Below are 21,390 nucleotides of genomic sequence, written 5' to 3' on the forward strand. Positions count from 1 at the left end.
ATTCCACCGCAAGTTATAAAAGGGTCACGAGGAGCGCGTTTTGCCGAAGGCCTTAAGCACTGCCGTCACGGGTCCAGGCTGAAAACGGCGGCGTACGTCGTCGAGACGCTCGGGGATATCGATGTGCTGTGGGCAGTGACGCGCACATTTGCCGCACTTGACGCAATTGCTCACGAGTTTGGGCTCGCTCGTGCGCACCGCACTCGCCGTAAAGTATTGCGACAGCCCCGTAAACCAGCTGTGCGCATAGCTCGCGTTGTAGGCGGCAAAGCAGCCGGGAATGTTGATACCCTTGGGGCATGGCATGCAGTAGCCGCATCCCGTGCAGGGCACGCGGTTCGTTTTCTCAAACTCTTCCAGCACGCGCGCGATGGTATCAAGCTGACCTGTCGTCATCGAGTCCGGCAGCGCACGATTGGCCAGCGCTGCATTCTCATCCACCTGCGCGGTATCGGTCATACCCGAAAGCAGCATCGTCACCTGAGGATGATTCCACACCCACGAAAGACCCCAGGCGGCAGGAGTGCGCAAATGCGGGTCACGGGCACTATCGAGCACAGCGCGGGCCCGTGGCGGCAGCTTGCCCGCTAAACGCCCGCCCAGCAGCGGCTCCATCACAAACACCGCGAGGCCTCGCTCGGCGGCGGCCATGAGCCCCGCCGTTCCCGCCTGATAGCGCTCTCCAGCGTAATTGTACTGGATCTGGCAAAAGTCCCACTCATATGCATCGAGCATTGTCAGAAAGTCCGCTGCGCTGCCGTGGTACGAAAAACCAATCTGGCGAATGCGCCCCGCCGCCTTTTGACGCGCGATCCAGTCCTCGATGCCCAACGCCACCACACGTTCCCACTGGGCGGGCGAGGTAATGTTGTGCATGAGGTAATAGTCGATATGGTCGGTCCGTAGGCGGCGCAGTTGCTCGTCGAAGAACCGGTCGAAATCCTCCGCGCATTTGCACGAAGCATGCGGCAGCTTGGTTGCGAGCAAAACCTGGTCGCGCAAGCCCAGGCGCTCAAGCGACGCACCCACGCACGCCTCGTTGCCGGGATAGAGATAGGCCGTGTCCAGGTAGTTAATCCCCTGCTCCACCGCACGGGAGATGATAGCGTCGGCGGTCTTCGCATCGGGGTGTCCCGGCGCACCGGGAAACCTCATGCAGCCCAGACCCAGAGCGGATATTCGGTTACCACTTTTGGGGTCAACACGGTATTGCACGGCCCCTCCCTTCGCCATCAGCGCCCCGGCAAGGCGAAACACAATGGTCACGCAGCCGAAACATCGTGGAATCGCAATCGAGAACGTATCGTAACGCAGCAGAAATCGAGCTGTCACGGCACCGCTTTAACATCAGCAAAAAGCCCGCAGATACCGATCCGGCGACCATCACCACGCGCGAGGACGCCTACCCCTACCCCGGCGAGCAATACATCCTCTCGGTCGACCGCTATCAGATCGAGGTCATGGACCATCTGGACGAGCTTCCCGCCACAGGCGCCGTCATCTTCTGCACCTTCCCCAAGGTGCGCGATGGCGTTGGATATCCCGCACGCGTTTTTGCGGTCTGCCCCGCTGCATAAGCGCACAGCGCAATAGTTTCTTTTTTATAACAGCCGCCCCGCGCACCCACCAATCACCCTGGCAGCATACAATCCATCAGGCGCCCCTTACGCGGGCGCCTTTTATATGGGGAGATGATTCATATGCAGATCAACAAGGTCGCCTTTATCGGCAAGGGCGGCGTCGGGCTACTCTACGGCAGCATGATCGCCCAGGCACTCGGCAACGATGCCGTCGAATACGTCATGGACGGCGCTCGCTTTGAGCGCCATGCGAACGACGCGCTCACCGTCAACGGCAAGCCCTGCGATCTCACGTCCGTCCGTGCCAGCGAGGCAACGCCCGCCGATCTGGTCATCCTGACGGTCAAGACCACCGGTCTCGACCAAGCACTCAAGACTATGGAGCGCGTCGTGGGGCCCAATACGCTTATCGCCTCATTGTGCAACGGCATCACGAGCGAGCAAAAGATTGCCGAGCGCTTTGGCTGGAATCATACCGTTCTTGGTATCTGCCAGGGCATGGACGCCGTGTTCCTCGACGGCGCGCTCACCTTTACCAATGCGGGCGAGATTCGCTTTGGCGCGGCAGCGGGCACCGAGCCCGCAACCGTTACCGCCATCGACGAGCTCTACACGCGCTGCGGCATCGCCCATACCGTCGAGAGCGACATTGCGCACCGCATGTGGGCCAAACTCATGCTCAACGATGGCATCAACCAGACGTGCATGGCCTACGGCGGGACCTACGGAAGCGCCACGGAGCCGGGCTCCGAGCAGCGTCGCTGCTTTGTTTCCGCCATGCGCGAAACGCTTGCGGTCGCCAATGCCGAGGGCGTTGAGCTGACCGAGGCGGACCTGACGCAGATGGTGCATCTCATCGAGGGAATCGACCCCGCCGGTATGCCCTCGATGGCTCAAGACCGCGTCGCGCGGCGCAAAACCGAGGTCGAGGAGTTCGCTGGCACTATCTGCCGTCTGGCGGCCAAGCACGATATCCAGACACCGCAGAACGAATGGCTCTATCAGCGCATTCGCGATATCGAGGCAAGCTGGTAGCGCCAACGCGGCACATTCAACAGCCTTAACAGCAAGCCGCCGCAAGGGAACCTTTCCCCCGCGGTGGCTTTCATCTTCTTCTATGACCGGCGGCCAATCTTACAACAGTTAGCGTTGCGACTCCGGCACCTCGTCCTCGTCATCGCGGCAAAGAACCACGCCCGCGCTTCCCAGCAGCGCGGCTGCGATCAGCGCACCAACCATGATTGGAGCAGCCCCGCATGACCCCTGCATGCCCGCAATGAGCGCGGCCGTAGGACCAAGGCAACCAAGCACCAATGCGACGGCGGCAACGGCGATATCTCGAGCATTCACAAGACCACTTCCTCCACGAGAAAGACCTTATTTCTCATGAACTAGTGTGCCCCGCGCCCATATGCGCGGCGTACTGCCACGGTAAGCGCTCTGTTAGCTCAAGCATGCACAAAAAACGGGCGCCTTTACGTTGCCCAAAAGCTCGGTAAAGACGCCCGTCCGCCAAACATCTATGATGCCGACAAATTACCAACCGGTGTAGTAATCGGTGGTTCCGGCAGCGCAGCCGGAGTCATAGACCTTGCACTCGCCCTTGGATCCGGTAAACGTGGAGCCCTGAGCCTTATCGCCCGCGGCCACGACATAGTAACCATCGGAATCGCGCCAAAAGCCCTCGGAATCCTGAGTCCACTCGCCCGTGCGGTGGTGATACAACACGTTGCTGCTGTAATAGGTCTCACGGCGGCCGTTATAGTTATTGACGCCGCTCGAGCGCGTCAGGCCCGAGCCGTTCGCGTAATACGCAGCTGCCGTATAGGACGGGACGTAGCCTGCGTTGCCATATGACGCCTGGGCGGCCTCGGCAGCTTCTGCCTCGGCGGCCGCAGCCTCGAGCGCCTCGCGCTTAGCATCCTCGAGCGTGGAGCGAAGCTCGTCGAGCTCGGCCGACTTCGCGTCGACCTCCTCCATCGTCAAAAGACTGCCCGCACCGTCGATACAACCCTGCAGTACAGCGCGCTCGTCATCGGTGGCATAGTCACCGTACATGTTCATGATGATCTGGGCGCGGACCTCTAGGGAATCGCGCTTGGCCCCCATCGAGGCGTTCCACTCCTGCATGGAGCCAAAGCCGTCGCCGCGATAGTCGACGGGCTGCATCAGCGTCGCCTCGGACGGCGTGGATCCGACCGTGTCGGACAGTGTTGCCGCGTGGGCATCGGTTGCGCCGGCGCCCGCCAAAAGCGCCACGGTCAGAGCGGCGGAAAGGGCGGCGGCTTTCGGTTTTCGTGAATCAATCCTCATGTAGCTGGAAACCTCCGTAGTGCGTTTTTGCTGCGTTTGAGCTGCGTGTGATTCGATCGCGCTGCATAGTACCCCGAGCAAATCGCGACCTGCGGTTTTTCTCAAAAGGTGCACGTCATTTGCGTAAAACTCACATCCTCTCAACAGGAGTTTTCCACATCTCGATTGCATAAAACATGTCAAAAACCCTGTAATAGCGCCCTGCCTATGCAAAAAAGGCGCCTGCGCAACCATTGTTCGCACAGGCGCCTTGAGCAGGCATTTTATGCAGTTATACCTATCGAGTCGCAAGGGGTCCTTGCACAAGTCGCCTTACACGTCCAGCGCGGCGAAGGCCTGCTTCAGATCCCAAATGATGTCCTCGGCGTTCTCGGTACCGATGGAAAGACGGATCGTGGAGGGCGTAATGTTCTGCTCGGCGAGCTCCTCGGCAGAGAGCTGGGAGTGCGTAGTCGTAGCCGGGTGCACGACGAGCGACTTGACGTCGGCCACGTTGGCGAGCAGCGAGAACACCTGCAGATGATCGATGAACTTCCAAGCTGCCTCCTGGCCACCCTTGATCTCAAAGGTAAAGATCGAGGCACCGCCGTTGGGGAAATACTGCCTGTAAAGCTCATGGTCGGGGTGCTCGGGCAAGCTCGGGTGGTTCACCTTGGCAACGTGGCTGTCGCCGGCAAGGAACTCAACGACCTTCTTGGTGTTCTCGACATGGCGGTCGACGCGCAGCGACAGGGTCTCGGTGCCCTGGAGCAGGACCCAAGCGTTGAACGGACTGATGCAGGCGCCCTCGTCACGCAGCAGGATAGCGCGGACATAGGTTGCGAAGGCGGCGGGACCGGCAGCCTCGGCAAACGAAACACCGTGGTAGGAGGGGTTGGGCTCAGCGATCTGGGCGTACTTTCCGCTCGCCTTCCAATCGAAGTTACCGCCGTCGACGATCACACCGCCCAGCGAGGTACCGTGGCCGCCAATGAACTTAGTTGCGGAGTGAACGACGATGTTGGCGCCGTGCTCCAGCGGACGGAACAGATACGGGGTGCCGAAGGTGTTATCGACGACGACCGGAAGACCATGCTTCTTGGCAACCTCGGAGATAGCGTCGATGTTGGGAATATCGGAGTTGGGGTTACCGAGCGTCTCTAGGTAGATGACCGTGGTGTTGTCCTTGATGGCACCCTCGACCTCGTCCAGGTTGTGGGCGTCGACAAACGTGGTCTCGACGCCAAACTGGGAGAGCGTATGCTCCAGCAGGTTGTAGGAGCCACCGTAGATGGTCTTCTGGGCCACCACATGGTCGCCGGCCTGAGCGAGCGCCTGCAGGGTATAGGTGATGGCAGCAGCACCGGAGGCGACGGAAAGACCTGCCACGCCACCCTCGAGTGCGGCGATACGGTCCTCGAAGACGCCCTGGGTGGAGTTGGTCAGACGACCGTAGATGTTACCGGCGTCGGCAAGGCCAAAGCGGTCGGCAGCGTGCTGGGAGTTGCGGAACACATAGCTCGTGGTCTGGTAGATAGGCACGGCGCGGGAGTCAGATGCGGGATCGGCGCTCTCCTGACCAACGTGAAGTTGCAGGGTGTCGAAACCAAAGGTGTGCTCGGGGTTGTTGATGAACTGGCTCATGATGATCTCCTTGATTGAACAAAAGTAATAAGAATAAGAGAAGTAAGTCGCTGTCTCCTGATCACGCCGACGGGCGCAAACAGGAGCCCGGCATTCGTCTTGGTAAGCAATTCATATGCGGTCCTCCTTTTGACATCCCGGTTCCGTGGTCGGCTTAATTACCTACCGCCTTTGTGTGTTTTGAATAGTACGAGCATCGTCTCCCCGGGTCAATCACTTAAAAGCGCTAACCTGTTATCGGTTTTTTAGATAGCTATCGAAAGGACAGGCGCCGATGACCCTCCAGCAGCTTCGTTTTCTGATCGCCGTGGCAGAATCCGGTTCGATCAACGCCGCAGCTCAGCGCCTCTATACGGCACAGTCCAATATCTCCAATGCCGTCAAAAGCCTGGAGCAGGAGCTCCATCTGGAGATCTTTACGCGCTCCAGCCGCGGCGTCACGCTCACCAACGACGGCACCGAGCTTTTAGGCTATGCGCGCCAGGTCGTAGAGCAGGCCGACATGCTCGAGGCCCGCTACGAGGACGGCGGTACACCTCAGGCCCGCCTTGCCATCTCGACCCAACACTACGCGTTTTCGGTCGAGGCCTTTGTCAACGTGGTCGAGCGCTGCCGCGACAGCAAGTTCGAGTTCATCATGCGCGAGACCACCACATCGCAGATCATCGATGACGTCCGTGCGTTTCGCAGCGATATCGGCATTCTGTATCTGGATGACTTTAACGCCCGCGTCCTGCAGAAGGTCTTCGCCGATGCCCGTGCAAGCTTCCATCCCCTATTCGACGCGACGGTCCACGTCTTCGTCAGCGAGCGCCACCCGCTCGCACGCCGCCCTCAGCTGTCCCTTGCCGACCTCACGCCCTATACGCGTTACAGCTTTGAGCAGGGAACCTCAAACTCCTTCTATTACGCCGAGGAACCTTTTAGCTATATCCCTTGCGACCGCAACATACGAATCTCGGACCGCGGAACACTTACTAACTTGCTTATCACGTCGAACGGTTACACCCTGTCGACCGGCGTCCTCTCCAATGAAATGCAATGGGGTATGGCATCGATCCCGTTAGCAGACGCCCCAACGATGCGCGTAGGCTATATCATGCACGACGAGCGCAAGCCCTCTCCCCTCTTGCAGCAATACCTCGACGAGCTCAACCGCATCATCCATGCCAGCTAACTGTTGGAAGACGGGGTAGAAATCGTAGATTGCTAGCCCCCGGCGGGCATGGCGCTACAATGGTCACTCGCACGAAACGTACTCAACGAAAGGAACCATGTGAAGGTCATCATCTATACCGACGGCTCGGCTCGATCAAATCCGGGACGCGGCGGCTACGGCGCCGTGCTCAAATACACCAACCCCGCCGGCAAGACCTTCACCTCCGAGCTTTCGCGCGGCTACGCCAAGACCACCAACAACCGCATGGAGCTCATGGCGGTCATCGTGGCGCTCGAGGCGCTCAACCGTCCCTGCGACGTCGAAGTCCATTCCGATTCGCAGTACGTCGTCAACGCCTTCAACAAGCACTGGATTGACGGATGGAAAAAACGCGGCTGGAAGACTGCCAACAAGCAGCCTGTCAAGAACCGCGATCTGTGGGAGCGCCTGCTCACCGCAAAGAGCAAGCACAAAGTGGAGTTCATCTGGGTTAAAGGCCACGCCGGTCACGAGCTCAACGAGCGCTGCGATGAGCTCGCCACCACCGCGGCCGACGGAGCCAACCTCGATATCGACACCGGCTTTAGCGAGAGCGACCTGTAACGGCGTTTTCGCACGCTATTTCCTGCCCCCTCGCGCTACACTCATCCTGTAAACCGAACGGCCCGAGGGGGATACATGCTGCGTATAGCGACCATCGGCACATCCATGATTACCGACGACTTTATCCAGGTCGTCAACGCCAACGACCAAGCTGCGTTTGTGGGCACGCTCTCGCGCGATGCAGATCGCGGCGCCGCCTTTACTGCCGAGCACGGCGGCGAACGCAACTTCACCGCACTCGACGAGCTCGCTTCCGCCAACGACGTCGACGCCGTCTACATCGGCAGCCCCAATGCACTCCATCACGAACAGGCGCTCGCCTGCATCGCCGGCGGTAAGCACGTTATCGTCGAAAAGCCCTTCTGCGCCACCGAGGCGCAAGCGCTTGAGGTCTTCCGCGCTGCCGAGGCAGCAGGTGTCGTGGCCCTCGAGGCCATGCGTCCCCTCCACGATCCCGCCTTCCACGCCATCGAGGACGCCTTGGGTGAAATCGCCCCCATCCGCCGCGCCTCATTGCGCTTTGGCAAGTATTCCTCGCGCTACAACGAGATTCTCGCGGGACGCGCCACCAATATCTTCGACTGCAATATGGCATCGGGTTCCCTCATGGATATTGGCGTCTACACCGTCGAGCCCATGGTCGAGATTTTCGGCATGCCCTCCGGCCTTACGAGCATGGCTACTCTGCTCGACCCCACCACGCGACAGCTCACGCACGGCCCCATCGATGGCTGCGGTTCCATCCTCGCCAGCTACGGCGGTGGCCGTATCTCCGTCGAGCTCGCGCACTCCAAAATTACGAATGACCTACTGCCCTCGCAGATCGAAGGCGAGCGTGGCACTATCCAGATCGACCATCTGTCCACGCCCCGCAACGTCCGCATCGACTATCGCGGCGACGTCGTACGCGGCTCGGCGACCGAGGCGCCGCGCGAACAGGGCGATAACGGCCGCGTGCTCGACCTGCCCAAATCGAGCAACACCATGGAATACGAACTCACAGACTTCATCACCGCCATCGGCGGCATCGATAACGTCAAGGAAGAGATTTGGGAGACCCCGGCGGGACGCCACGAGCTTGGCCACTACCGCGATGTCACGCTCGTCTCACTGCGCATCATGGATGCCGTGCGCCAGCAGGCCGGCATAACCTTCCCGGCCGACGCAGGCAAGCAGGCATAGCGATGGGCTTCTTCGATACGTTCTTCTCCAGCGTCACCAGCGGCAGTCGAGAGCCTCAAAAACCGTCAAACGTCGAGCTCGAGCTGCGCCGCAGGCTTACTGTGCTCGCAAGCGACGGGGCCACTCAAGACACTCCCCTGCGCTATTTCCTGCGGTGGGAAGGGCAGGTCCAGGGCGTCGGTTTCCGCTTCACCAACACCAACCTCGCACAGGCGCGCTCCCTCACCGGCTGGGTACGCAATATGGAAGACGGCTCGGTCGAGATGGAGATACAGGGAGCTCCGGCAAACATCCTATCTCATCTCGAGGCGCTTCATGCCTCCTACGAGCGCATGGGAACGCATTTTCGCCTCGTAGACGCCCAGGCCCGAGCCCCACTTGCCAATGAAGACGGTTTCAGTCCTCATTATTAGTATTGTGTGCTAAATACGGTATCATTTACCTACGACCGTTAATAGAAAAGAGGCGAGGCGTATGGCGGTGCAAAGAAGGAATACCAGGCAGCGAAAGCTGGTTCTTGACGCCGTGCGCCAAAGCTATAACCATCCCACCGCCGACGAAATCTACAACGTCGTGCGCGCGCAGGATGACAAAATCAGCCGCGGTACGGTCTACCGCAATCTCAATCTCTTGGCCGACGCAGGCTAAATCCTCTCCATCAAGACGCCGGGCGGTAGCCGCTTCGATCGCACGATCGAGCCGCATGCGCATATCATCTGCACCTCGTGCAGCCGCGTCATCGACGTACCGCTCCCCTTCGATGCCCAGCTCGACGCCAAGGCGTCCGAGCAAATCGGCTGGCACGTCACGTCGCACTACACCATCTTCGAGGGTCTCTGCCCCGACTGCCGGTAGATGTTCGGGACATGCCTTAAAATCCACCTTTCCGCGCTTTGCAGCAAACAGTACATTTCTAGGCATGTCCCGAAAACCTACTCGGCGAGCAGGCGGTGCAGTTCTTCTTCGACCGTGTGCACGTAACGGACGCGATCGTTGATACCGCGCATGGTGGGGTTGCAGCTCTCCATCAGATAGGGATGGCCCACGACGTTGAGCATGTCGCGATCGTTCTCATTGTCGCCAAATGCCATCATCTCATCGGGCGAAATCCCCAGGACACGACCGTAATCGACAAGCGCGGAGCCCTTGCCCGAACCGAAACCGATAAGGTCCGTCCATGCGGTTCCTGACGTCATCACATCGACACGGTCGCCAAAGAGGCGCTCGAAATACTCCCGGGCCGCCGGATAATCCACCTCGGGCGTCTGGAAGCCAATCTTAATGACATCCTCGTCGATGTCCTCGGGACGGTCGACCACCGCCACATCGCAGTGGACCACATAGCGCAAATGGTCGACGAACGCATCGTTGCCGCTCATGGTGTAGATGTGCCCCTCACACGAAAGGGTCATGTCGGTATGGGGATACGCAACCACGGTATTCGCGATAACCATAGCAAGGCTACGCTCCATGGAACGCTTGACGACGGCACGCCCCTCGCTCATCACCAGGGTTCCGTTTTCGCATACATAGGCGAGCTCATCGGCCACCGGGGCAAACAGGTAGCGCAAGCTCGCATATTGACGGCCACTCGCCGGCATAAACACGATACCACGACGATGCAGCTCATCGATAAGCTCAAAGGCCTCGGAACGCAGCTCGCGCTCCCCCGGATGCAGCAACGTGCCGTCCAAATCGCATGCAATCAGTTTGATTCCCTCAAGACCCATATGCTTCCCCCAAAGCCTCATATCAACAGCAAGACGGACCTTGATCGGTCGCCCCTCAAAGCCCGTCTTGCGCATACGCGCGCTTAGCCGCGCGCCTTTTTTACGATGGTAAAGTCGGGAGCCATGCTCACGACGACCTCCGCCGCACTCGACGCAAAGCGCCGGTCCGCATCGAGTTCACGGGTAACCAGCGAGAGCCGAACACCCTCGACACCCCGGAGCATGCGGCCCAAAACAGGCTGCACCGGCGTATACATGCGCACAGTATGCTCGTCCGAGTCGCCCCGGAAGAGCGGCGCATGCATGTTGCCGATCTCCCAGCACGAATGCGCGAGCGCAATCGGGTCCATGCGGTCAACTTCGACCAAATAAACCTCGGCGCTGCGCAAGCGCACGACAACCGCCACGGGCACCATGCCCGAACGGTCAATGGCGAGCACGTCGCCGTCGGCAAGACGACCGCCGTCGGCAGTATCCAGCCGAACATCGACCGTGCGCCCCAGCTCCGTCACGCCCACAAACGCGTATACATCAGCCTGGTCCCAATCGAGCAGCAGATCGTCAACTTCAAAGACGCCGCCCAACTTCCGGCGAAGCAGGAGTTCATAGGACGGATCGTTGAGATTTCCCAAGCATGTCGTCGAAACCAAGCGTTCAGGCATACTCTAACCCTCGACCTCGACGAGCTCGATATCAAAGTTGAGGTCCTTACCGGCCAGCTCGTGGTTGGCGTCGAGCGTCACGGCCTCGGGCGTTACATCGATGACCACGGCGGGGACGGGCATACCGCTCGGCGTGGACAAGAAGAGCTTCATGCCCTTCTCAATCTGCTCGATGTTGGGAACCTGTTCGGCCGGGAAGGTCAGAACCATCTCGGGATTGTGCTCGCCGTAGGCATCGGCAGCAGGAATGTGCACGGTCTTCTTCTCACCCACCTGCATGTCGACAACAGCGGCGTCGAAGCCCTTGATCATCTGGCCGGCGCCGCAGGTGAACTCCAGCGGCTCACCGCGATCGTAGGAGCTATCGAACTGCGTGCCGTCGTCGAGCGTGCCGCGATAATGAGTCTTGACCTTCTTGCCCTGGTTGGACATGGAAACCTCCGTGATAAGGGCGGCGCACAACACGGGCCGCCATGAACATATGGCGCTAACTATACCCTAGTCATACAATTTGAAGACAGTTTGCAAAGAAACGCTGCAACCGGAGGAACCATGGCATATCCCGTATTTGACCTACACTGCGACACCGCCGACCGAATCGGCTGGGCCACGCTCGATCTCGACCTGCGCTTTACCGCCGGCACCGACGGTTATTTCCCCGGCGACGAAACGCATCCGCAAGATTTTGACCTCATCGAGGGTAACGCCTGTGCCATCTCGCTCGCAAAGATCGGCAACACGCCGTGGGCACAGTGCTTCGCCACGTTTGTCCCCGACGAGATTCCCACCGCCCACGCCGCGCGGTTCCAGGCGCAGATCATGGCGCATATGAGCGGCCAGGCAATGCTCAACCACGACCGTATGGTCAACGTGCGCAGCGCCGCAGACATTCGCCCCGCGCTCAAGGACGGCAAGGTCGCTTGCATCCACACCATCGAAAACGCCACGTTCTTTGCCGAGGACCCCGCGCTGATCGAAGTGCTCAAGAGCTTGGGCGTGCTTATGTCGTCACTCAGCTGGAATGCGCAGGGGCCGCTCGCGAGCGGCCACGACACCCACGCCGGCCTCACCGGCGCCGGCATCGAGGCACTTACGCAGATGGAGCACGCCGGCATGGTACTCGACGTCTCCCACCTCAACGATGAGTGCTTTGACGAGGTTGTCGCCCACGCCACGCGTCCCTTCGTCGCCAGCCACTCCAACTCCCGTGCGGTTTGCGGCGTCAAACGCAACCTTACCGACGACCAGTTCCGCACCATTCGCGACATGGGCGGTATCGTCGGCCTCAACTACTGCAGCGAGTTCCTTTCCAACGACGCAACCGACAAGACCGCCGCAGACGTCACCTTCGACCAGCTAGCGGCACATATCGAGCACTGGCTCGACCTGGGCGGCGAGGACGTCATCGCACTCGGCGGCGACTGGGACGGTGCCACGGTGCCCGCTTTCCTCTCCGATGCCAGCAAGATGCCCGAGTTCCAGAACATGCTTTCCAAGCATTTTGGCAAGACCGTGATGCAAAAGCTCTGCAGCGACAACGCGCTTGCCTTCTTTGAGCGTTATTAATTTCACATCCCTTGAGCAGGTCGGCATGCCGAACGGTTGACATGCCGGCCCGTCCCCAATCTGAAGGACCGCTTTTGACGCAGCAGTTTACGATTTCCGTATCCCGACCGGATGGGACGCCCATCCCCGTCGTCGTTACCAAAAAGCGCGTCAAGAACTTCAACCTACGCGTCACATCGAGCGGTGAGGTCCACGCCAGCGCACCGCTCGGCGCCAGTCGCGAGCGCATCGAAGCGTTTGTGAAGCGCAACAGCGCCTGGATTATCAGCCGGCTTGCCCAGCGCGAGCAACGTCAGGCGACGGCACGAGAGCCGCTCAGCCCCTCGTCCATCATTGCGCTTTGGGGCAAGCCCATCACGGTACAGGACGCACTCGATCACAACTTTGCATCACCCGCACCGCGGCCCAAGCAGGCCACCTTCGCAAGTTTTATGGGTGCCGACAAATCGAACGAACGCCCACAGGCCAAGCGGCGCGCAACCCTCGACGGCCTGACGTCCGATGAGCTCCAGACCCGCATCGACCAACTCTATGCATCCGAGGTCACCACGGCGCTGCGCGATATGGTACGCGCGTACGAAATCGCAATGGGTGTCGCCGTTTCCCGCGTTTCCGTACGTAGCATGAAAACGCGTTGGGGCTCATGCACGCCCAAATCCGGTGCCGTTCGCATCGCACGCGAACTTGCCGCCTATCCCATCGAGTGTCTCGGCATGGTTGTCGCCCACGAGCTCGTCCACCTGCTCGAGCCAAGCCACAATCAGCGGTTTCACGCCCTGCTCGACACGTACTGTCCCAACAATAGAGCTCTATCGCAGCGGCTCAAGCAGCCGCCCATAGAGACGTATTAGAACCGGTTAGCGCACGCGCTCGATCTCGACGCCGCAACTTGCCAGGGGAAGACCGACGGGCGCCCAAGGCTTATCAAGCTTAACACGCACACCAAGCAGCAAGGGGTAACGACGTAGCAGCATCTGGGCCACACCCTCGGCTGCAGCCTCGATGAGCTTAAACGTATGCTCGCGCAGATAGCCGTCGACATCGTGGCACACCGAGCCGTAATCAATCGAGGCATCAAGGTTATCGTGCTCCCCTGCCGCGCGCAGGTCGGCATAGAGCACCAAGGACACGACAAACTTCTGCCCCAGGGCGTTCTCCTCGGGGTACACGCCGTGGTTGGCAAAGACCTCGAGACCGTCGATAGTAATGCGGTCGGCATGGCGCAGGTCGTCATAGCTCACATGGGGCACCGCCGTTGCGGCGGAAATCTCGCCCCTGCCACGACGGGCGAGCTCGGCACCCTCGGTCTTGGTTGCATTCTCGGGCAGCTTTCTGTTAGTCATCGCGATCGTCTCCTTCGTTCAGAACCCCGACCGCGCATACCGACTACACGCGAATCGACAGGTTCTTTTTATCATCGCTCCAGTTGCAGGCATTGCGCGCGGGGCATGCAAAGCAGGCGCGCGACGCTTTGTCGGCTGCATAGAGTAGACGCTCAAGCGGTTGGCTATTCACGCGCAGCTTTCGATGGCCCAGAATGGCCGTCTTAATGGCTGCGGCATCTGCCGGCTCAAACGCCACGTCTTCGGGCATACCGCCAAGAATCGCATCAGCGACGCATTCGCTTGCAACATCATGGGATATACCCGATTCATACTGTTCATCTTTGCCGATATCGTGAAGAAGTGCCGTGGCGTAGATGACCTCGCGGTCAAATTCGAGTTGCTCCTCAAGATTCTTAATCCACATAATGCGCGCGACATCCAACAGATGGTCAATGCCGTGGCGGCAAAAGATGCGCCCCGATTCCAGCTGTGCAATGTTGCCCAGGTGCCGCCGGAACAACCCGTTGGCGCAAATGTAATCAATGCGAGGCATGGCACCAAAGGGAGTCAGGCCCGAAGCCATAAAACCGCGACGCGACGTTCCCTCATCGGTCTTCGATGCAAAGTCGTTGACGACTCTCATGGTTAACGGCCCAGCATCCTAAAGAATCGCTCCTCGAGCGACGGATCGGTCTCAAAGACACCGCGACGAGCAAGCGTTACGGTCTTGGTACCGGGCTTTTGCACGCCGCGCATGGTCATGCACATATGCTCGGCTTCCATCAGTACGATCGCTCCTTGGGGAGCAAGATATTCCATGAGGGCATCGGCAACCTGTGTACACAGCTGTTCCTGCAGCTGCAGACGACGGGCATAGACCTCAACCGTGCGAGCGAGCTTAGACAGACCCGCCACGCGGCCGTTAGGGATATAGCCGATCGCAGCCTTACCATAAAACGGCAGCAGATGGTGCTCGCACAGCGAGTAAAACGTGATGTCGCGCTCGATAACCAAATCGTTCGAAGCGACGGCAAAAGTTTTGGACAGGTGCTCCTCAGCGCTCTGGTCCATGCCGCCGGCAATCTCGCCATACATACGGGCAACGCGTGCCGGCGTCTCCAGCAGGCCCTCACGAGTTGGGTCCTCGCCTATGCCCTCAAGCAACAGCCTTATGGCGGCCTCGACTTTTTCCTGATCGACCATCTGGGCCTCACTCTTCCGATTTTGCGTTCGCGCTATGGTACCACGCCCTCCGGCATCGGCCACAAGCTACATAGTATGGGTCGAATAGACCGGATCGTCTCGCCAAAGCTCCACAGCATCGCAAAGCGCAACGCCCTCGCGCGCGGCACGAGCGCGCGTGGCGTTCATGTCGATCACGCGCTGATTACTCGAGCCCCTAAAGCGCAACGAGATATCGTACAGGTCTTGAACGAACGGACCGTCCACCAACATATCGAGGCAGGCGAGAATGCGGTCCGTCACCTCGGTATGGTGGCGACCGCCCGGTATAAGCTCCTCGAGCACGTCGCCGGTAAAGCACCAAATGGTCTTACCCGACTCCACGGGATAGGCCGCACGCACGCGTTCGATAAAGTCAACGAGACCCGCCTGATTCTCGGGCTCCATGGGCTCGCCGCCCAGAATCGTCAGACCATCGATAAAGGGATGGTCGAGGCTCTCGATAATCTTGTCCTCGACGGCACGATCGAACGGCTCACCCGCAGCAAAGTCCCACGCGACAGAGTTAAAGCAATTCTTGCACCCACGACGGCACCCGCTCACAAACAGAGAAGTACGAACGCCTTCCCCATCAGCAATGTCGAAATACTTAATGTTCGCGTAGTTCATAGGTAACTCTCCCGGGAGGTCGGGACATATCATCCCGTCCTCAAACATTCTCGGCCTTCGGCCTGCGAAACTGCGGGCGGGACGATATGTCCCGGCCTCATGCAAAGGGTAACTCAATGAACGAAGCGAACATCGAGTATAGGGTTCGAGGTCCAATAAAAACTTTGTTGCAGCTCAACCGCCATTGCAAATCAATCGCTGCTGCAGCTCGAATTATTTCCGCTAAAAACTTCGAGGAGCGAGCAGACCGCGAGCTGCATCTCAGCTACGTCAACTTGGCCGCCCCGTAGCGAGGCCCCGGACCTTTGCTCGATATGAGTTCCGCACGAACAGGAGGCGCCAGTGGCGCCTCCGTCGTGAGCCAGGACTGTCCGAAATAGCGAGTAAAGGTCCGGGGCCTCGCTACGGGGCGGCCTGGGATGGTTATTAGAGATGCAGCACGCGGTCGCGGATCTCCTCGGTTCGGCCCTGGTTCCAGAATTGAGTACCGATGTAGCCGCACGTACGACGGGCGACATTCATCTTCTCCTGATCGCGGTTGCCGCAGTTGGGGCACTCCCACACCAGCTTGCCGTCATCCTCGACAATCTTGATCTCACCGTCGTAGCCGCACACCTGGCAGTAATCGCTCTTGGTGTTGAGCTCGGCGTACATGATGTTGTCGTAGATGTACTGCATCACGCGGATGACAGCCTTGAGGTTGTCCTGCATGTTGGGAACCTCGACGTAGGAGATGGCACCGCCCGGCGAAAGCTGCTGGAACATACCCTCGAACTTGAGCTTGTCGAATGCGTCGATCTCCTCGGACACGTGGACATGGTAGCTGTTGGTGATGTAGCCCTTGTCCGTCACGCCCGGGATGATGCCAAAACGACGCTGCAGGCACTTGGCGAACTTGTAGGTCGTCGACTCAAGCGGGGTACCGTACAGCGAGAAGTCAATATCGCTTTCGGCCTTCCACTCGGCGCACTTGTCGTTCATGCGCTGCATGACGGCCATGGCAAACGGCGTGCCCTCCTTCTCGGTGTGGCTGTGGCCCGTCATGTACTTGACGCACTCGTACAGGCCGGCATAACCCAGACTAATGGTGGAGTAACCGCCCACGAGCAGCTTGTCGATCGTCTCGCCCTTCTTCAGACGAGCGAGGGCGCCGTACTGCCACAGAATCGGTGCGGCGTCAGAAAGCGTACCCATCAGGCGCTCATGACGGCACAGCAGGGCACGGTGGCACAGCTCAAGGCGCTCGTCGAAGATCTTCCAGAACTTATCCATATCCTGGTGCGAGCTCAGCGCGACATCGGGCAGGTTGATGGTCACGACGCCCTGGTTAAAGCGACCATAGTACTTGGGCTTGTTCGGGTCGTAGTTCAGCGCGTTGGCAACGTTGTTAAAGCCGTTGCCCGAGCGGTCGGGCGTCAGGAAGCTGCGACAACCCATGCAGGTATAGCAGTCGCCGTTGCCCGCGGTCTCGCCCTTCGACAGCTTGAGCTCGCGCATCTTCTTCTCGGAGATGTAGTCGGGAACCATGCGCTTGGCGGTGCACTTGGCAGCCAGCTGGGTCAGGTAGAAGTACGGGGAATCCTCGTGAACGTTATCGTCCTCGAGTACATAGATAAGCTTGGGGAATGCCGGGGTAATCCAAACGCCGGCCTCGTTCTTAACGCCCTCGTAGCGCTGGCGAAGCGTCTCCTCCACGATCATGGCAAGGTCGTGCTTCTCCTGAGGCGTACGGGCCTCGTTAAGATACATAAAGACCGTCACGAACGGCGCCTGGCCGTTGGTGGTCATAAGGGTCACGACCTGATACTGAATCGTCTGAACGCCGCGACGGATCTCGTCACGCAGGCGGTCCTCAACAACCTCGCGGACCTTTTCGGGAGATGCGGAAACGCCGAGCTCCTCGAGCTCGCGGGCGACCTCGCCGCGAATCTTTTGACGGCTCACCTCGACGAACGGGGCAAGATGGGTCAGCGAAATCGACTGGCCACCGTACTGGGAGGAAGCAACCTGGGCGATGATCTGCGTCGCGATGTTGCAGGCGGTCGAGAAGCTGTGCGGCTTCTCAATCAGCGTACCCGAGATAACAGTACCGTTCTGGAGCATATCCTCCAGGTTCACCAGGTCGCAGTTATGCATGTGCTGGGCAAAGTAGTCCGAATCATGGAAGTGAATCAGACCCTCATTGTGGGCATCCACAATCTCCTGGGGCAGCAACACACGCTGAGTCAGGTCCTTGGAGATCTCGCCGGCCATGTAGTCACGCTGAACGGAATTGACGGTCGGGTTCTTGTTGGAGTTCTCCTGCTTGACCTCTTCGTTGTTGCACTCAATCAGCGACAGAATCTTGTCGTCGGTCGTGTTCTTCTGGCGCTTCAGGCTCTGAACATAGCGATAGATGATGTAATGGCGAGCGACCTCGTAGCAGTCGAGACGCATAATCTCGTCCTCGACCAGATCCTGAATCTCCTCGACCGACACGGTGTGCCCCGCGTTCTCGCATGCCTCGGCGACGTTTTGTGCCGCGTAAACCACCTGGCAGTCGGTAAGACGAGAGCTCTCCTCGACCTCCAAGTTTGCGGCGCGGATGGCATTGACGATCTTATCGATGTCAAAGACAACCTCGGTGCCGCTGCGCTTGATGATCTTCATCCTCTTGCCTCTTTCGCATCGTAGCCTCATCGCGCTTCAGAGCCAAACGATACCCGGCAGGGCTTGCCCCTGTCTTGCGGCGCCGTCGCGCAATCTGTGTTCTCGATAAACCATAAGCCTCCATGCGGACATTCCCTGGAGCCGATCAAGCGGCTCAAGGACACGTTCAAAAGAGGCAGTTAAGGTCTTCGTTCTCTGTCCGCCATCTATCATACGACAAAGACGCATCTATATCCTGTATTCTTTTTTTAGGTCAAACACAACATATAGTGTTTCAGCAGGTCAAAGCAATTAGTCATTTTGCAGACGCATTAAAAATGAGGGGTTCTTGGCAAGTCGGTAAAACGTTACCAACACGGCTACCTGCATGGCAGTTATAAAACCCCCTTAGTCAAGCCGCTGACAAATCCTACCAAAACCAAGCCGCTCACGCCAAAAGAATCCAAAAGATTATGCTTGACCAACATGTTGCGGTCACGATCGGCCAGGACGTATGCAATCTGCCGGCACCTCTACGGGACGCGAAGACCATCGCGTACAGACCTTGGATCAATATTTGGTGGCTTATTTGGCGGCGTGCTTGGTGGAAAAACAAAAACAGCCCAGAGGACATAGTCTCTGAGCTGCGAACATTTGGTGGGCGTTAGAAGATTTGAACTTCTGACCTCTTCCGTGTCAGGGAAGCGCTCTCCCCCTGAGCTAAACGCCCAAATGGAGCGGACAACGGGGCTCGAACCCGCGACCCCAACCTTGGCAAGGTTGTGCTCTACCAACTGAGCCATGTCCGCTTACGGGGATTAAGCTTACGTGATGCCCGCATCCTATGCAAGAACTTTTTTTGAAAAGTTTTCCAACGCCCTCGCTAACCTCGCGAAGACATCAGCCACCACGGAAGGTGTAGGCAAACGCAAATTCGCCGCAAAAGGCCCCTACAACTCAGCGAGCATGATCCAGGCAGAGCTGTCCTGCGCGAGCCTGCCGTCTGCAAGCGGTGATGAGGTGAGCAGGACCCTGCCCGCCGGCAGCCCCACGGGTGCTGCGCCGAAGTTCGTCACACACGCCCAGCCGTTGTCGCGGCGATAGGCGATGACGCCGCCCTCAGCGCCCTCGGCACCATCCGCAAGGCTGGTGCGCCCGTCAAGATCGAGCCACGCAAGATCGTTGGCGCACCCGCGCAGCTTGCGCCGCAGCCAGAGGGCGTCACGATAGAGCGCAAGCATCGATGTCGGGTCCGCTTCTTCCCTATCGGCAGCGTAATCGGAAAACCATGCAGGCTGCGGCAGATGGGGCGCCGCATCGGCGTCCGCCGGCGAAAACCCAAACGATCCGCCCTGCGCGGGATCGTCCGCCGCCACCCACGGCAGGGGCACACGACAGCCGTCGCGCCCCTTCTCGCGCTTCGGTCCGTGCGTATTGGTCGCAGTGGGATCTTCGAGTACAGCCCACGGGATGTCAGCCACCTCAAAAAGGCCGAGCTCCTCACCCTGATACACGTATGCCGAGCCCGGAAGCGCCAGCTCAAGCAAAAGGGCCGCCCGCGCGCGGCGCTCGCCGAGTTCACGGTCCTCGTCATAAGACGACCCGTCGCGTAAGAGCCAGTCGAGCGCAATCTGGTGGTAGCGCGTCGCCTTGATTTGCGGCAGGGCATAGCGCGTCGCCACGCGCGGCACGTCGTGGTTGGAGAGTACCCAGGTCGAGGCGGAATCGGATTCGACGGCTGCCTTCAAGCCCTTCTCGATTGCAGTGTGCATGTCATCATAGGTCCAAGTGGCCTTGGCGAACTCAAAGTTGAATGTCTGGCCAAGCTCGCTGGGGCGCGCGTAGAGATACTGGCGCTCGGGCAGCACCCACGCCTCGGCAACGGCGCTGCGCGGCGGATTATAGCGGTCGAACACGCGGCGCCACTCGCGATAGATCTCGTGGACCTCGTTGCGGTCCCACAGCGGATGGGTGCCGTCGTCAACCATGTCATCGCCCTCGGCGAGATGCCACCGGTCGAGGTCATCGCGGTCGAGATCCTTGGCAAGACCGTGCGCCACATCAATGCGAAAGCCATCGACGCCTCGATCGCTCCAAAACGTCAGGACGTCGCAAAAGAACGCGTGAACCTCGGGGCATGACCAGTCAAAGTCCGGCTGCTCGGGCGTAAACATGTGCAGATACCACTGACCGTCCGCGACACGCGTCCAGGCGGGGCCGCCAAAGTTGGCATTCCAATTGGTGGGAGGCAACTCGCCGTGCTCGCCGCGACCATCGCGGAAGATATAACGAGCGCGCTCGGGCGATCCGGGGCCAGCGGCAAGAGCGGCTTTGAACCACGGGTGCTGGTTGGATGAATGGTTGGGCACGATGTCGACGATGACCTTGATGCCGCACGCGTGAGCCGCAGCGATCATGTCATCGAAGTCGTCAAGCGAGCCGAGACGTGGATCGACATCGCAGTAGTCCGCCACATCATAGCCACCATCGACAAGAGGCGATGGGTAAAACGGGCTCAGCCAGATGGCCTCGATACCCAGCCGCTCAAGATAGTCCATCTGCTGGGTAATGCCCGCGATATCGCCCAGACCCGAACCAGTCGAATCCTTAAACGAGCGCGGGTAGATCTGATAGATCGCGGCATCGGACATCCATGAGCGAGAAGAGGACTTTTCTGTAGCCATGGGGTGCGCCTCCCTTGCAACGAGGTTTTGCGAGATGTCCACGATGATACGCTCAAAGCTAACATTCGCGGCAAATAACACCACAGCCACGCCCCAAAACACTCGCCCCCTCTCGGGTTCGAGCCCAGGCGATGGGTACGAAAAAGCCCGGCTACCGTAGTAGTCGGGCTGTTGTGCTTGGAGCGGACAACGGGGCTCGAACCCGCGACCCCAACCTTGGCAAGGTTGTGCTCTACCAACTGAGCCATGTCCGCATATGTAAAACAAAACGGGCGCCGGAGCGCCCGGATGTTGCCTGGAGGCGAAGCCCGGATTCGAACCGGGGGTAAAGGCTTTGCAGGCCTCTGCCTTACCACTTGGCCACTTCGCCAAAAAGGACCGCTTGAGACGATCCGGAAATGCAATGGAGCGGACAACGGGGCTCGAACCCGCGACCCCAACCTTGGCAAGGTTGTGCTCTACCAACTGAGCCATGTCCGCTTGT

23 protein-coding genes and 5 tRNA genes are annotated in these 21,390 nt (G+C 59.4%); 10 read left to right on the forward strand and 18 right to left on the reverse strand.

All coding sequences use genetic code 11. From position 1 onward, the window contains the following. Positions 1 to 24 precede the first annotated feature (24 nt). Positions 25 to 1,215 carry an aldo/keto reductase gene (locus tag PMX60_RS06070; protein ID WP_271747244.1) on the reverse strand — a complete coding sequence of 397 codons (1,191 nt, stop codon included), beginning with the start codon at positions 1,213 to 1,215 and terminating at the stop codon, positions 25 to 27. Between the two features lie 65 nt (positions 1,216 to 1,280). Between PMX60_RS06070 and PMX60_RS06075 the strand changes: the two genes are divergently transcribed. Both PMX60_RS06075 and PMX60_RS06080 read left to right on the forward strand, forming a co-directional pair. After that, complete coding sequence (locus PMX60_RS06075; protein ID WP_271747245.1) at positions 1,281 to 1,577, forward strand: cyclase family protein; 297 nt, start codon at positions 1,281 to 1,283, stop codon at positions 1,575 to 1,577. Positions 1,578 to 1,700: 123 nt separating this feature from the next. Further along, positions 1,701 to 2,615 carry a ketopantoate reductase family protein gene (locus PMX60_RS06080; RefSeq protein ID WP_271747246.1) on the forward strand — a complete coding sequence of 305 codons (915 nt, stop codon included), beginning with the start codon at positions 1,701 to 1,703 and terminating at the stop codon, positions 2,613 to 2,615. Between the two features lie 108 nt (positions 2,616 to 2,723). On the opposite strand, the gene PMX60_RS06085 is transcribed toward PMX60_RS06080, so the two are convergent. The 3 genes from PMX60_RS06085 to PMX60_RS06095 all read right to left on the reverse strand — a co-directional run bounded on the left by PMX60_RS06085 (position 2,724) and on the right by PMX60_RS06095 (position 5,516). After that, positions 2,724 to 2,930, reverse strand: coding sequence for a hypothetical protein (locus PMX60_RS06085; RefSeq protein WP_271747247.1), 207 nt, complete (start codon positions 2,928 to 2,930; stop codon positions 2,724 to 2,726). Between the two features lie 186 nt (positions 2,931 to 3,116). After that, a complete protein-coding gene (locus tag PMX60_RS06090) occupies positions 3,117 to 3,893 on the reverse strand; it encodes a hypothetical protein (RefSeq protein WP_271747248.1) in 777 nt (258 codons plus the stop codon). A 312-nt stretch (positions 3,894 to 4,205) separates the two neighbouring features. Then, positions 4,206 to 5,516, reverse strand: coding sequence for an O-acetylhomoserine aminocarboxypropyltransferase/cysteine synthase family protein (locus tag PMX60_RS06095; RefSeq protein ID WP_271747249.1), 1,311 nt, complete (start codon positions 5,514 to 5,516; stop codon positions 4,206 to 4,208). Between the two features lie 274 nt (positions 5,517 to 5,790). Between PMX60_RS06095 and PMX60_RS06100 the strand changes: the two genes are divergently transcribed. The 5 genes from PMX60_RS06100 (at position 5,791) to PMX60_RS10275 (ending at position 9,108) form a co-directional block, all read left to right on the forward strand. Beyond that, positions 5,791 to 6,693 (forward strand): LysR family transcriptional regulator, encoded by a 903-nt coding sequence (locus PMX60_RS06100; RefSeq protein WP_271747250.1) that lies wholly within the window; start codon positions 5,791 to 5,793, stop codon positions 6,691 to 6,693. A 48-nt stretch (positions 6,694 to 6,741) separates the two neighbouring features. Continuing rightward, positions 6,742 to 7,278 (forward strand): ribonuclease HI, encoded by a 537-nt coding sequence (rnhA, locus tag PMX60_RS06105; RefSeq protein ID WP_271747251.1) that lies wholly within the window; start codon positions 6,742 to 6,744, stop codon positions 7,276 to 7,278. A gap of 75 nt (positions 7,279 to 7,353) precedes the next feature. Continuing rightward, positions 7,354 to 8,460 carry a Gfo/Idh/MocA family protein gene (locus PMX60_RS06110; RefSeq protein WP_271747252.1) on the forward strand — a complete coding sequence of 369 codons (1,107 nt, stop codon included), beginning with the start codon at positions 7,354 to 7,356 and terminating at the stop codon, positions 8,458 to 8,460. Between the two features lie 2 nt (positions 8,461 to 8,462). Next, positions 8,463 to 8,873 (forward strand): acylphosphatase, encoded by a 411-nt coding sequence (locus PMX60_RS06115; RefSeq protein ID WP_271747253.1) that lies wholly within the window; start codon positions 8,463 to 8,465, stop codon positions 8,871 to 8,873. 61 nt (positions 8,874 to 8,934) lie between these two features. Next, the gene (locus tag PMX60_RS10275) at positions 8,935 to 9,108 is read left to right on the forward strand and encodes a Fur family transcriptional regulator (RefSeq protein ID WP_465038273.1); all 174 of its coding nucleotides are present in this window, start codon (positions 8,935 to 8,937) and stop codon (positions 9,106 to 9,108) included. Positions 9,109 to 9,392: 284 nt separating this feature from the next. Here the strand turns inward: PMX60_RS10275 and PMX60_RS06125 are convergent, their stop codons facing one another. The 3 genes from PMX60_RS06125 to PMX60_RS06135 form a co-directional block, all read right to left on the reverse strand. Next, positions 9,393 to 10,190, reverse strand: a complete 798-nt coding sequence (locus PMX60_RS06125; RefSeq protein ID WP_161115752.1) for an HAD-IIB family hydrolase — start codon at positions 10,188 to 10,190, stop codon at positions 9,393 to 9,395. A gap of 83 nt (positions 10,191 to 10,273) precedes the next feature. After that, the gene (locus tag PMX60_RS06130; RefSeq protein ID WP_052044235.1) at positions 10,274 to 10,852 is read right to left on the reverse strand and encodes an urease accessory protein UreE; all 579 of its coding nucleotides are present in this window, start codon (positions 10,850 to 10,852) and stop codon (positions 10,274 to 10,276) included. Positions 10,853 to 10,855: 3 nt separating this feature from the next. Further along, a complete protein-coding gene (locus PMX60_RS06135; RefSeq protein WP_035138874.1) occupies positions 10,856 to 11,284 on the reverse strand; it encodes an FKBP-type peptidyl-prolyl cis-trans isomerase in 429 nt (142 codons plus the stop codon). Between the two features lie 120 nt (positions 11,285 to 11,404). On the opposite strand from PMX60_RS06135, the gene PMX60_RS06140 reads away from it, so the two are divergent. Further along, on the forward strand, positions 11,405 to 12,418 hold the full coding sequence (locus tag PMX60_RS06140) for a dipeptidase (protein WP_035138875.1): 1,014 nt from the start codon (positions 11,405 to 11,407) through the stop codon (positions 12,416 to 12,418). Positions 12,419 to 12,492: 74 nt separating this feature from the next. Then, positions 12,493 to 13,269, forward strand: a complete 777-nt coding sequence (locus tag PMX60_RS06145) for a M48 family metallopeptidase (protein ID WP_271747254.1) — start codon at positions 12,493 to 12,495, stop codon at positions 13,267 to 13,269. A gap of 6 nt (positions 13,270 to 13,275) precedes the next feature. Here the strand turns inward: PMX60_RS06145 and folB are convergent, their stop codons facing one another. From folB to nrdG, 4 genes are all read right to left on the reverse strand, one after another. Next, positions 13,276 to 13,761 carry a dihydroneopterin aldolase gene (gene folB / locus PMX60_RS06150; RefSeq protein WP_271747255.1) on the reverse strand — a complete coding sequence of 162 codons (486 nt, stop codon included), beginning with the start codon at positions 13,759 to 13,761 and terminating at the stop codon, positions 13,276 to 13,278. A 43-nt stretch (positions 13,762 to 13,804) separates the two neighbouring features. Further along, complete coding sequence (locus tag PMX60_RS06155) at positions 13,805 to 14,386, reverse strand: HD domain-containing protein (RefSeq protein ID WP_271747256.1); 582 nt, start codon at positions 14,384 to 14,386, stop codon at positions 13,805 to 13,807. A gap of 2 nt (positions 14,387 to 14,388) precedes the next feature. Continuing rightward, entirely contained in the window at positions 14,389 to 14,946 is a 558-nt protein-coding gene (gene folE / locus PMX60_RS06160; RefSeq protein ID WP_271747257.1) for a GTP cyclohydrolase I FolE, read from the reverse strand. Positions 14,947 to 15,012: 66 nt separating this feature from the next. Further along, positions 15,013 to 15,594, reverse strand: coding sequence for an anaerobic ribonucleoside-triphosphate reductase activating protein (gene nrdG, locus PMX60_RS06165; protein WP_271747258.1), 582 nt, complete (start codon positions 15,592 to 15,594; stop codon positions 15,013 to 15,015). A 116-nt stretch (positions 15,595 to 15,710) separates the two neighbouring features. On the opposite strand from nrdG, the gene PMX60_RS06170 reads away from it, so the two are divergent. Beyond that, on the forward strand, positions 15,711 to 15,884 hold the full coding sequence (locus PMX60_RS06170; protein WP_271747259.1) for a hypothetical protein: 174 nt from the start codon (positions 15,711 to 15,713) through the stop codon (positions 15,882 to 15,884). Positions 15,885 to 16,020: 136 nt separating this feature from the next. Here PMX60_RS06170 and nrdD read toward each other — a convergent pair whose 3' ends face one another. The 7 genes from nrdD to PMX60_RS06205 form a co-directional block, all read right to left on the reverse strand. Beyond that, positions 16,021 to 18,243, reverse strand: coding sequence for an anaerobic ribonucleoside-triphosphate reductase (gene nrdD, locus PMX60_RS06175; protein WP_271747260.1), 2,223 nt, complete (start codon positions 18,241 to 18,243; stop codon positions 16,021 to 16,023). A 634-nt stretch (positions 18,244 to 18,877) separates the two neighbouring features. Next, positions 18,878 to 18,952: transfer RNA gene (locus PMX60_RS06180), tRNA-Val, on the reverse strand. 3 nt (positions 18,953 to 18,955) lie between these two features. Continuing rightward, positions 18,956 to 19,031, reverse strand: a tRNA-Gly gene (locus tag PMX60_RS06185). Between the two features lie 141 nt (positions 19,032 to 19,172). Next, positions 19,173 to 20,906: a glycoside hydrolase family 13 protein gene (locus tag PMX60_RS06190; RefSeq protein WP_271747261.1), complete on the reverse strand. Its 1,734-nt coding sequence runs from the start codon at positions 20,904 to 20,906 to the stop codon at positions 19,173 to 19,175. 178 nt (positions 20,907 to 21,084) lie between these two features. Beyond that, a tRNA-Gly gene (locus PMX60_RS06195) sits at positions 21,085 to 21,160 on the reverse strand. Positions 21,161 to 21,202: 42 nt separating this feature from the next. Further along, a tRNA-Cys gene (locus PMX60_RS06200) sits at positions 21,203 to 21,276 on the reverse strand. Between the two features lie 34 nt (positions 21,277 to 21,310). Then, positions 21,311 to 21,386, reverse strand: a tRNA-Gly gene (locus tag PMX60_RS06205). Between the last annotated feature and the right edge of the window lie 4 nt (positions 21,387 to 21,390).

Source organism: Collinsella aerofaciens (genome assembly GCF_028206995.1).
GTDB classification, from domain to species: Bacteria; Actinomycetota; Coriobacteriia; order Coriobacteriales; family Coriobacteriaceae; genus Collinsella; species Collinsella aerofaciens_AQ.

Coding starts and splice junctions, on each gene's coding strand:
- PMX60_RS06080 (WP_271747246.1), top strand. CDS start 1,701: ATGCAGATCAACAAGGTCGCCTTTATCGGCAAGGGCGGCGTCGGGCTA.
- PMX60_RS06090 (WP_271747248.1), bottom strand. CDS start 3,893: ATGAGGATTGATTCACGAAAACCGAAAGCCGCCGCCCTTTCCGCCGCT.
- PMX60_RS06095 (WP_271747249.1), bottom strand. CDS start 5,516: ATGAGCCAGTTCATCAACAACCCCGAGCACACCTTTGGTTTCGACACC.
- PMX60_RS06100 (WP_271747250.1), top strand. CDS start 5,791: ATGACCCTCCAGCAGCTTCGTTTTCTGATCGCCGTGGCAGAATCCGGT.
- rnhA (WP_271747251.1), top strand. CDS start 6,742: ATGGCGCTACAATGGTCACTCGCACGAAACGTACTCAACGAAAGGAAC.
- PMX60_RS06110 (WP_271747252.1), top strand. CDS start 7,354: ATGCTGCGTATAGCGACCATCGGCACATCCATGATTACCGACGACTTT.
- PMX60_RS06115 (WP_271747253.1), top strand. CDS start 8,463: ATGGGCTTCTTCGATACGTTCTTCTCCAGCGTCACCAGCGGCAGTCGA.
- PMX60_RS10275 (WP_465038273.1), top strand. CDS start 8,935: ATGGCGGTGCAAAGAAGGAATACCAGGCAGCGAAAGCTGGTTCTTGAC.
- PMX60_RS06125 (WP_161115752.1), bottom strand. CDS start 10,190: ATGGGTCTTGAGGGAATCAAACTGATTGCATGCGATTTGGACGGCACG.
- PMX60_RS06130 (WP_052044235.1), bottom strand. CDS start 10,852: ATGCCTGAACGCTTGGTTTCGACGACATGCTTGGGAAATCTCAACGAT.
- PMX60_RS06135 (WP_035138874.1), bottom strand. CDS start 11,284: ATGTCCAACCAGGGCAAGAAGGTCAAGACTCATTATCGCGGCACGCTC.
- PMX60_RS06140 (WP_035138875.1), top strand. CDS start 11,405: ATGGCATATCCCGTATTTGACCTACACTGCGACACCGCCGACCGAATC.
- folB (WP_271747255.1), bottom strand. CDS start 13,761: ATGACTAACAGAAAGCTGCCCGAGAATGCAACCAAGACCGAGGGTGCC.
- PMX60_RS06155 (WP_271747256.1), bottom strand. CDS start 14,386: ATGAGAGTCGTCAACGACTTTGCATCGAAGACCGATGAGGGAACGTCG.
- folE (WP_271747257.1), bottom strand. CDS start 14,946: ATGGTCGATCAGGAAAAAGTCGAGGCCGCCATAAGGCTGTTGCTTGAG.
- nrdG (WP_271747258.1), bottom strand. CDS start 15,594: ATGAACTACGCGAACATTAAGTATTTCGACATTGCTGATGGGGAAGGC.
- PMX60_RS06170 (WP_271747259.1), top strand. CDS start 15,711: ATGAACGAAGCGAACATCGAGTATAGGGTTCGAGGTCCAATAAAAACT.
- nrdD (WP_271747260.1), bottom strand. CDS start 18,243: ATGAAGATCATCAAGCGCAGCGGCACCGAGGTTGTCTTTGACATCGAT.
- PMX60_RS06190 (WP_271747261.1), bottom strand. CDS start 20,906: ATGGCTACAGAAAAGTCCTCTTCTCGCTCATGGATGTCCGATGCCGCG.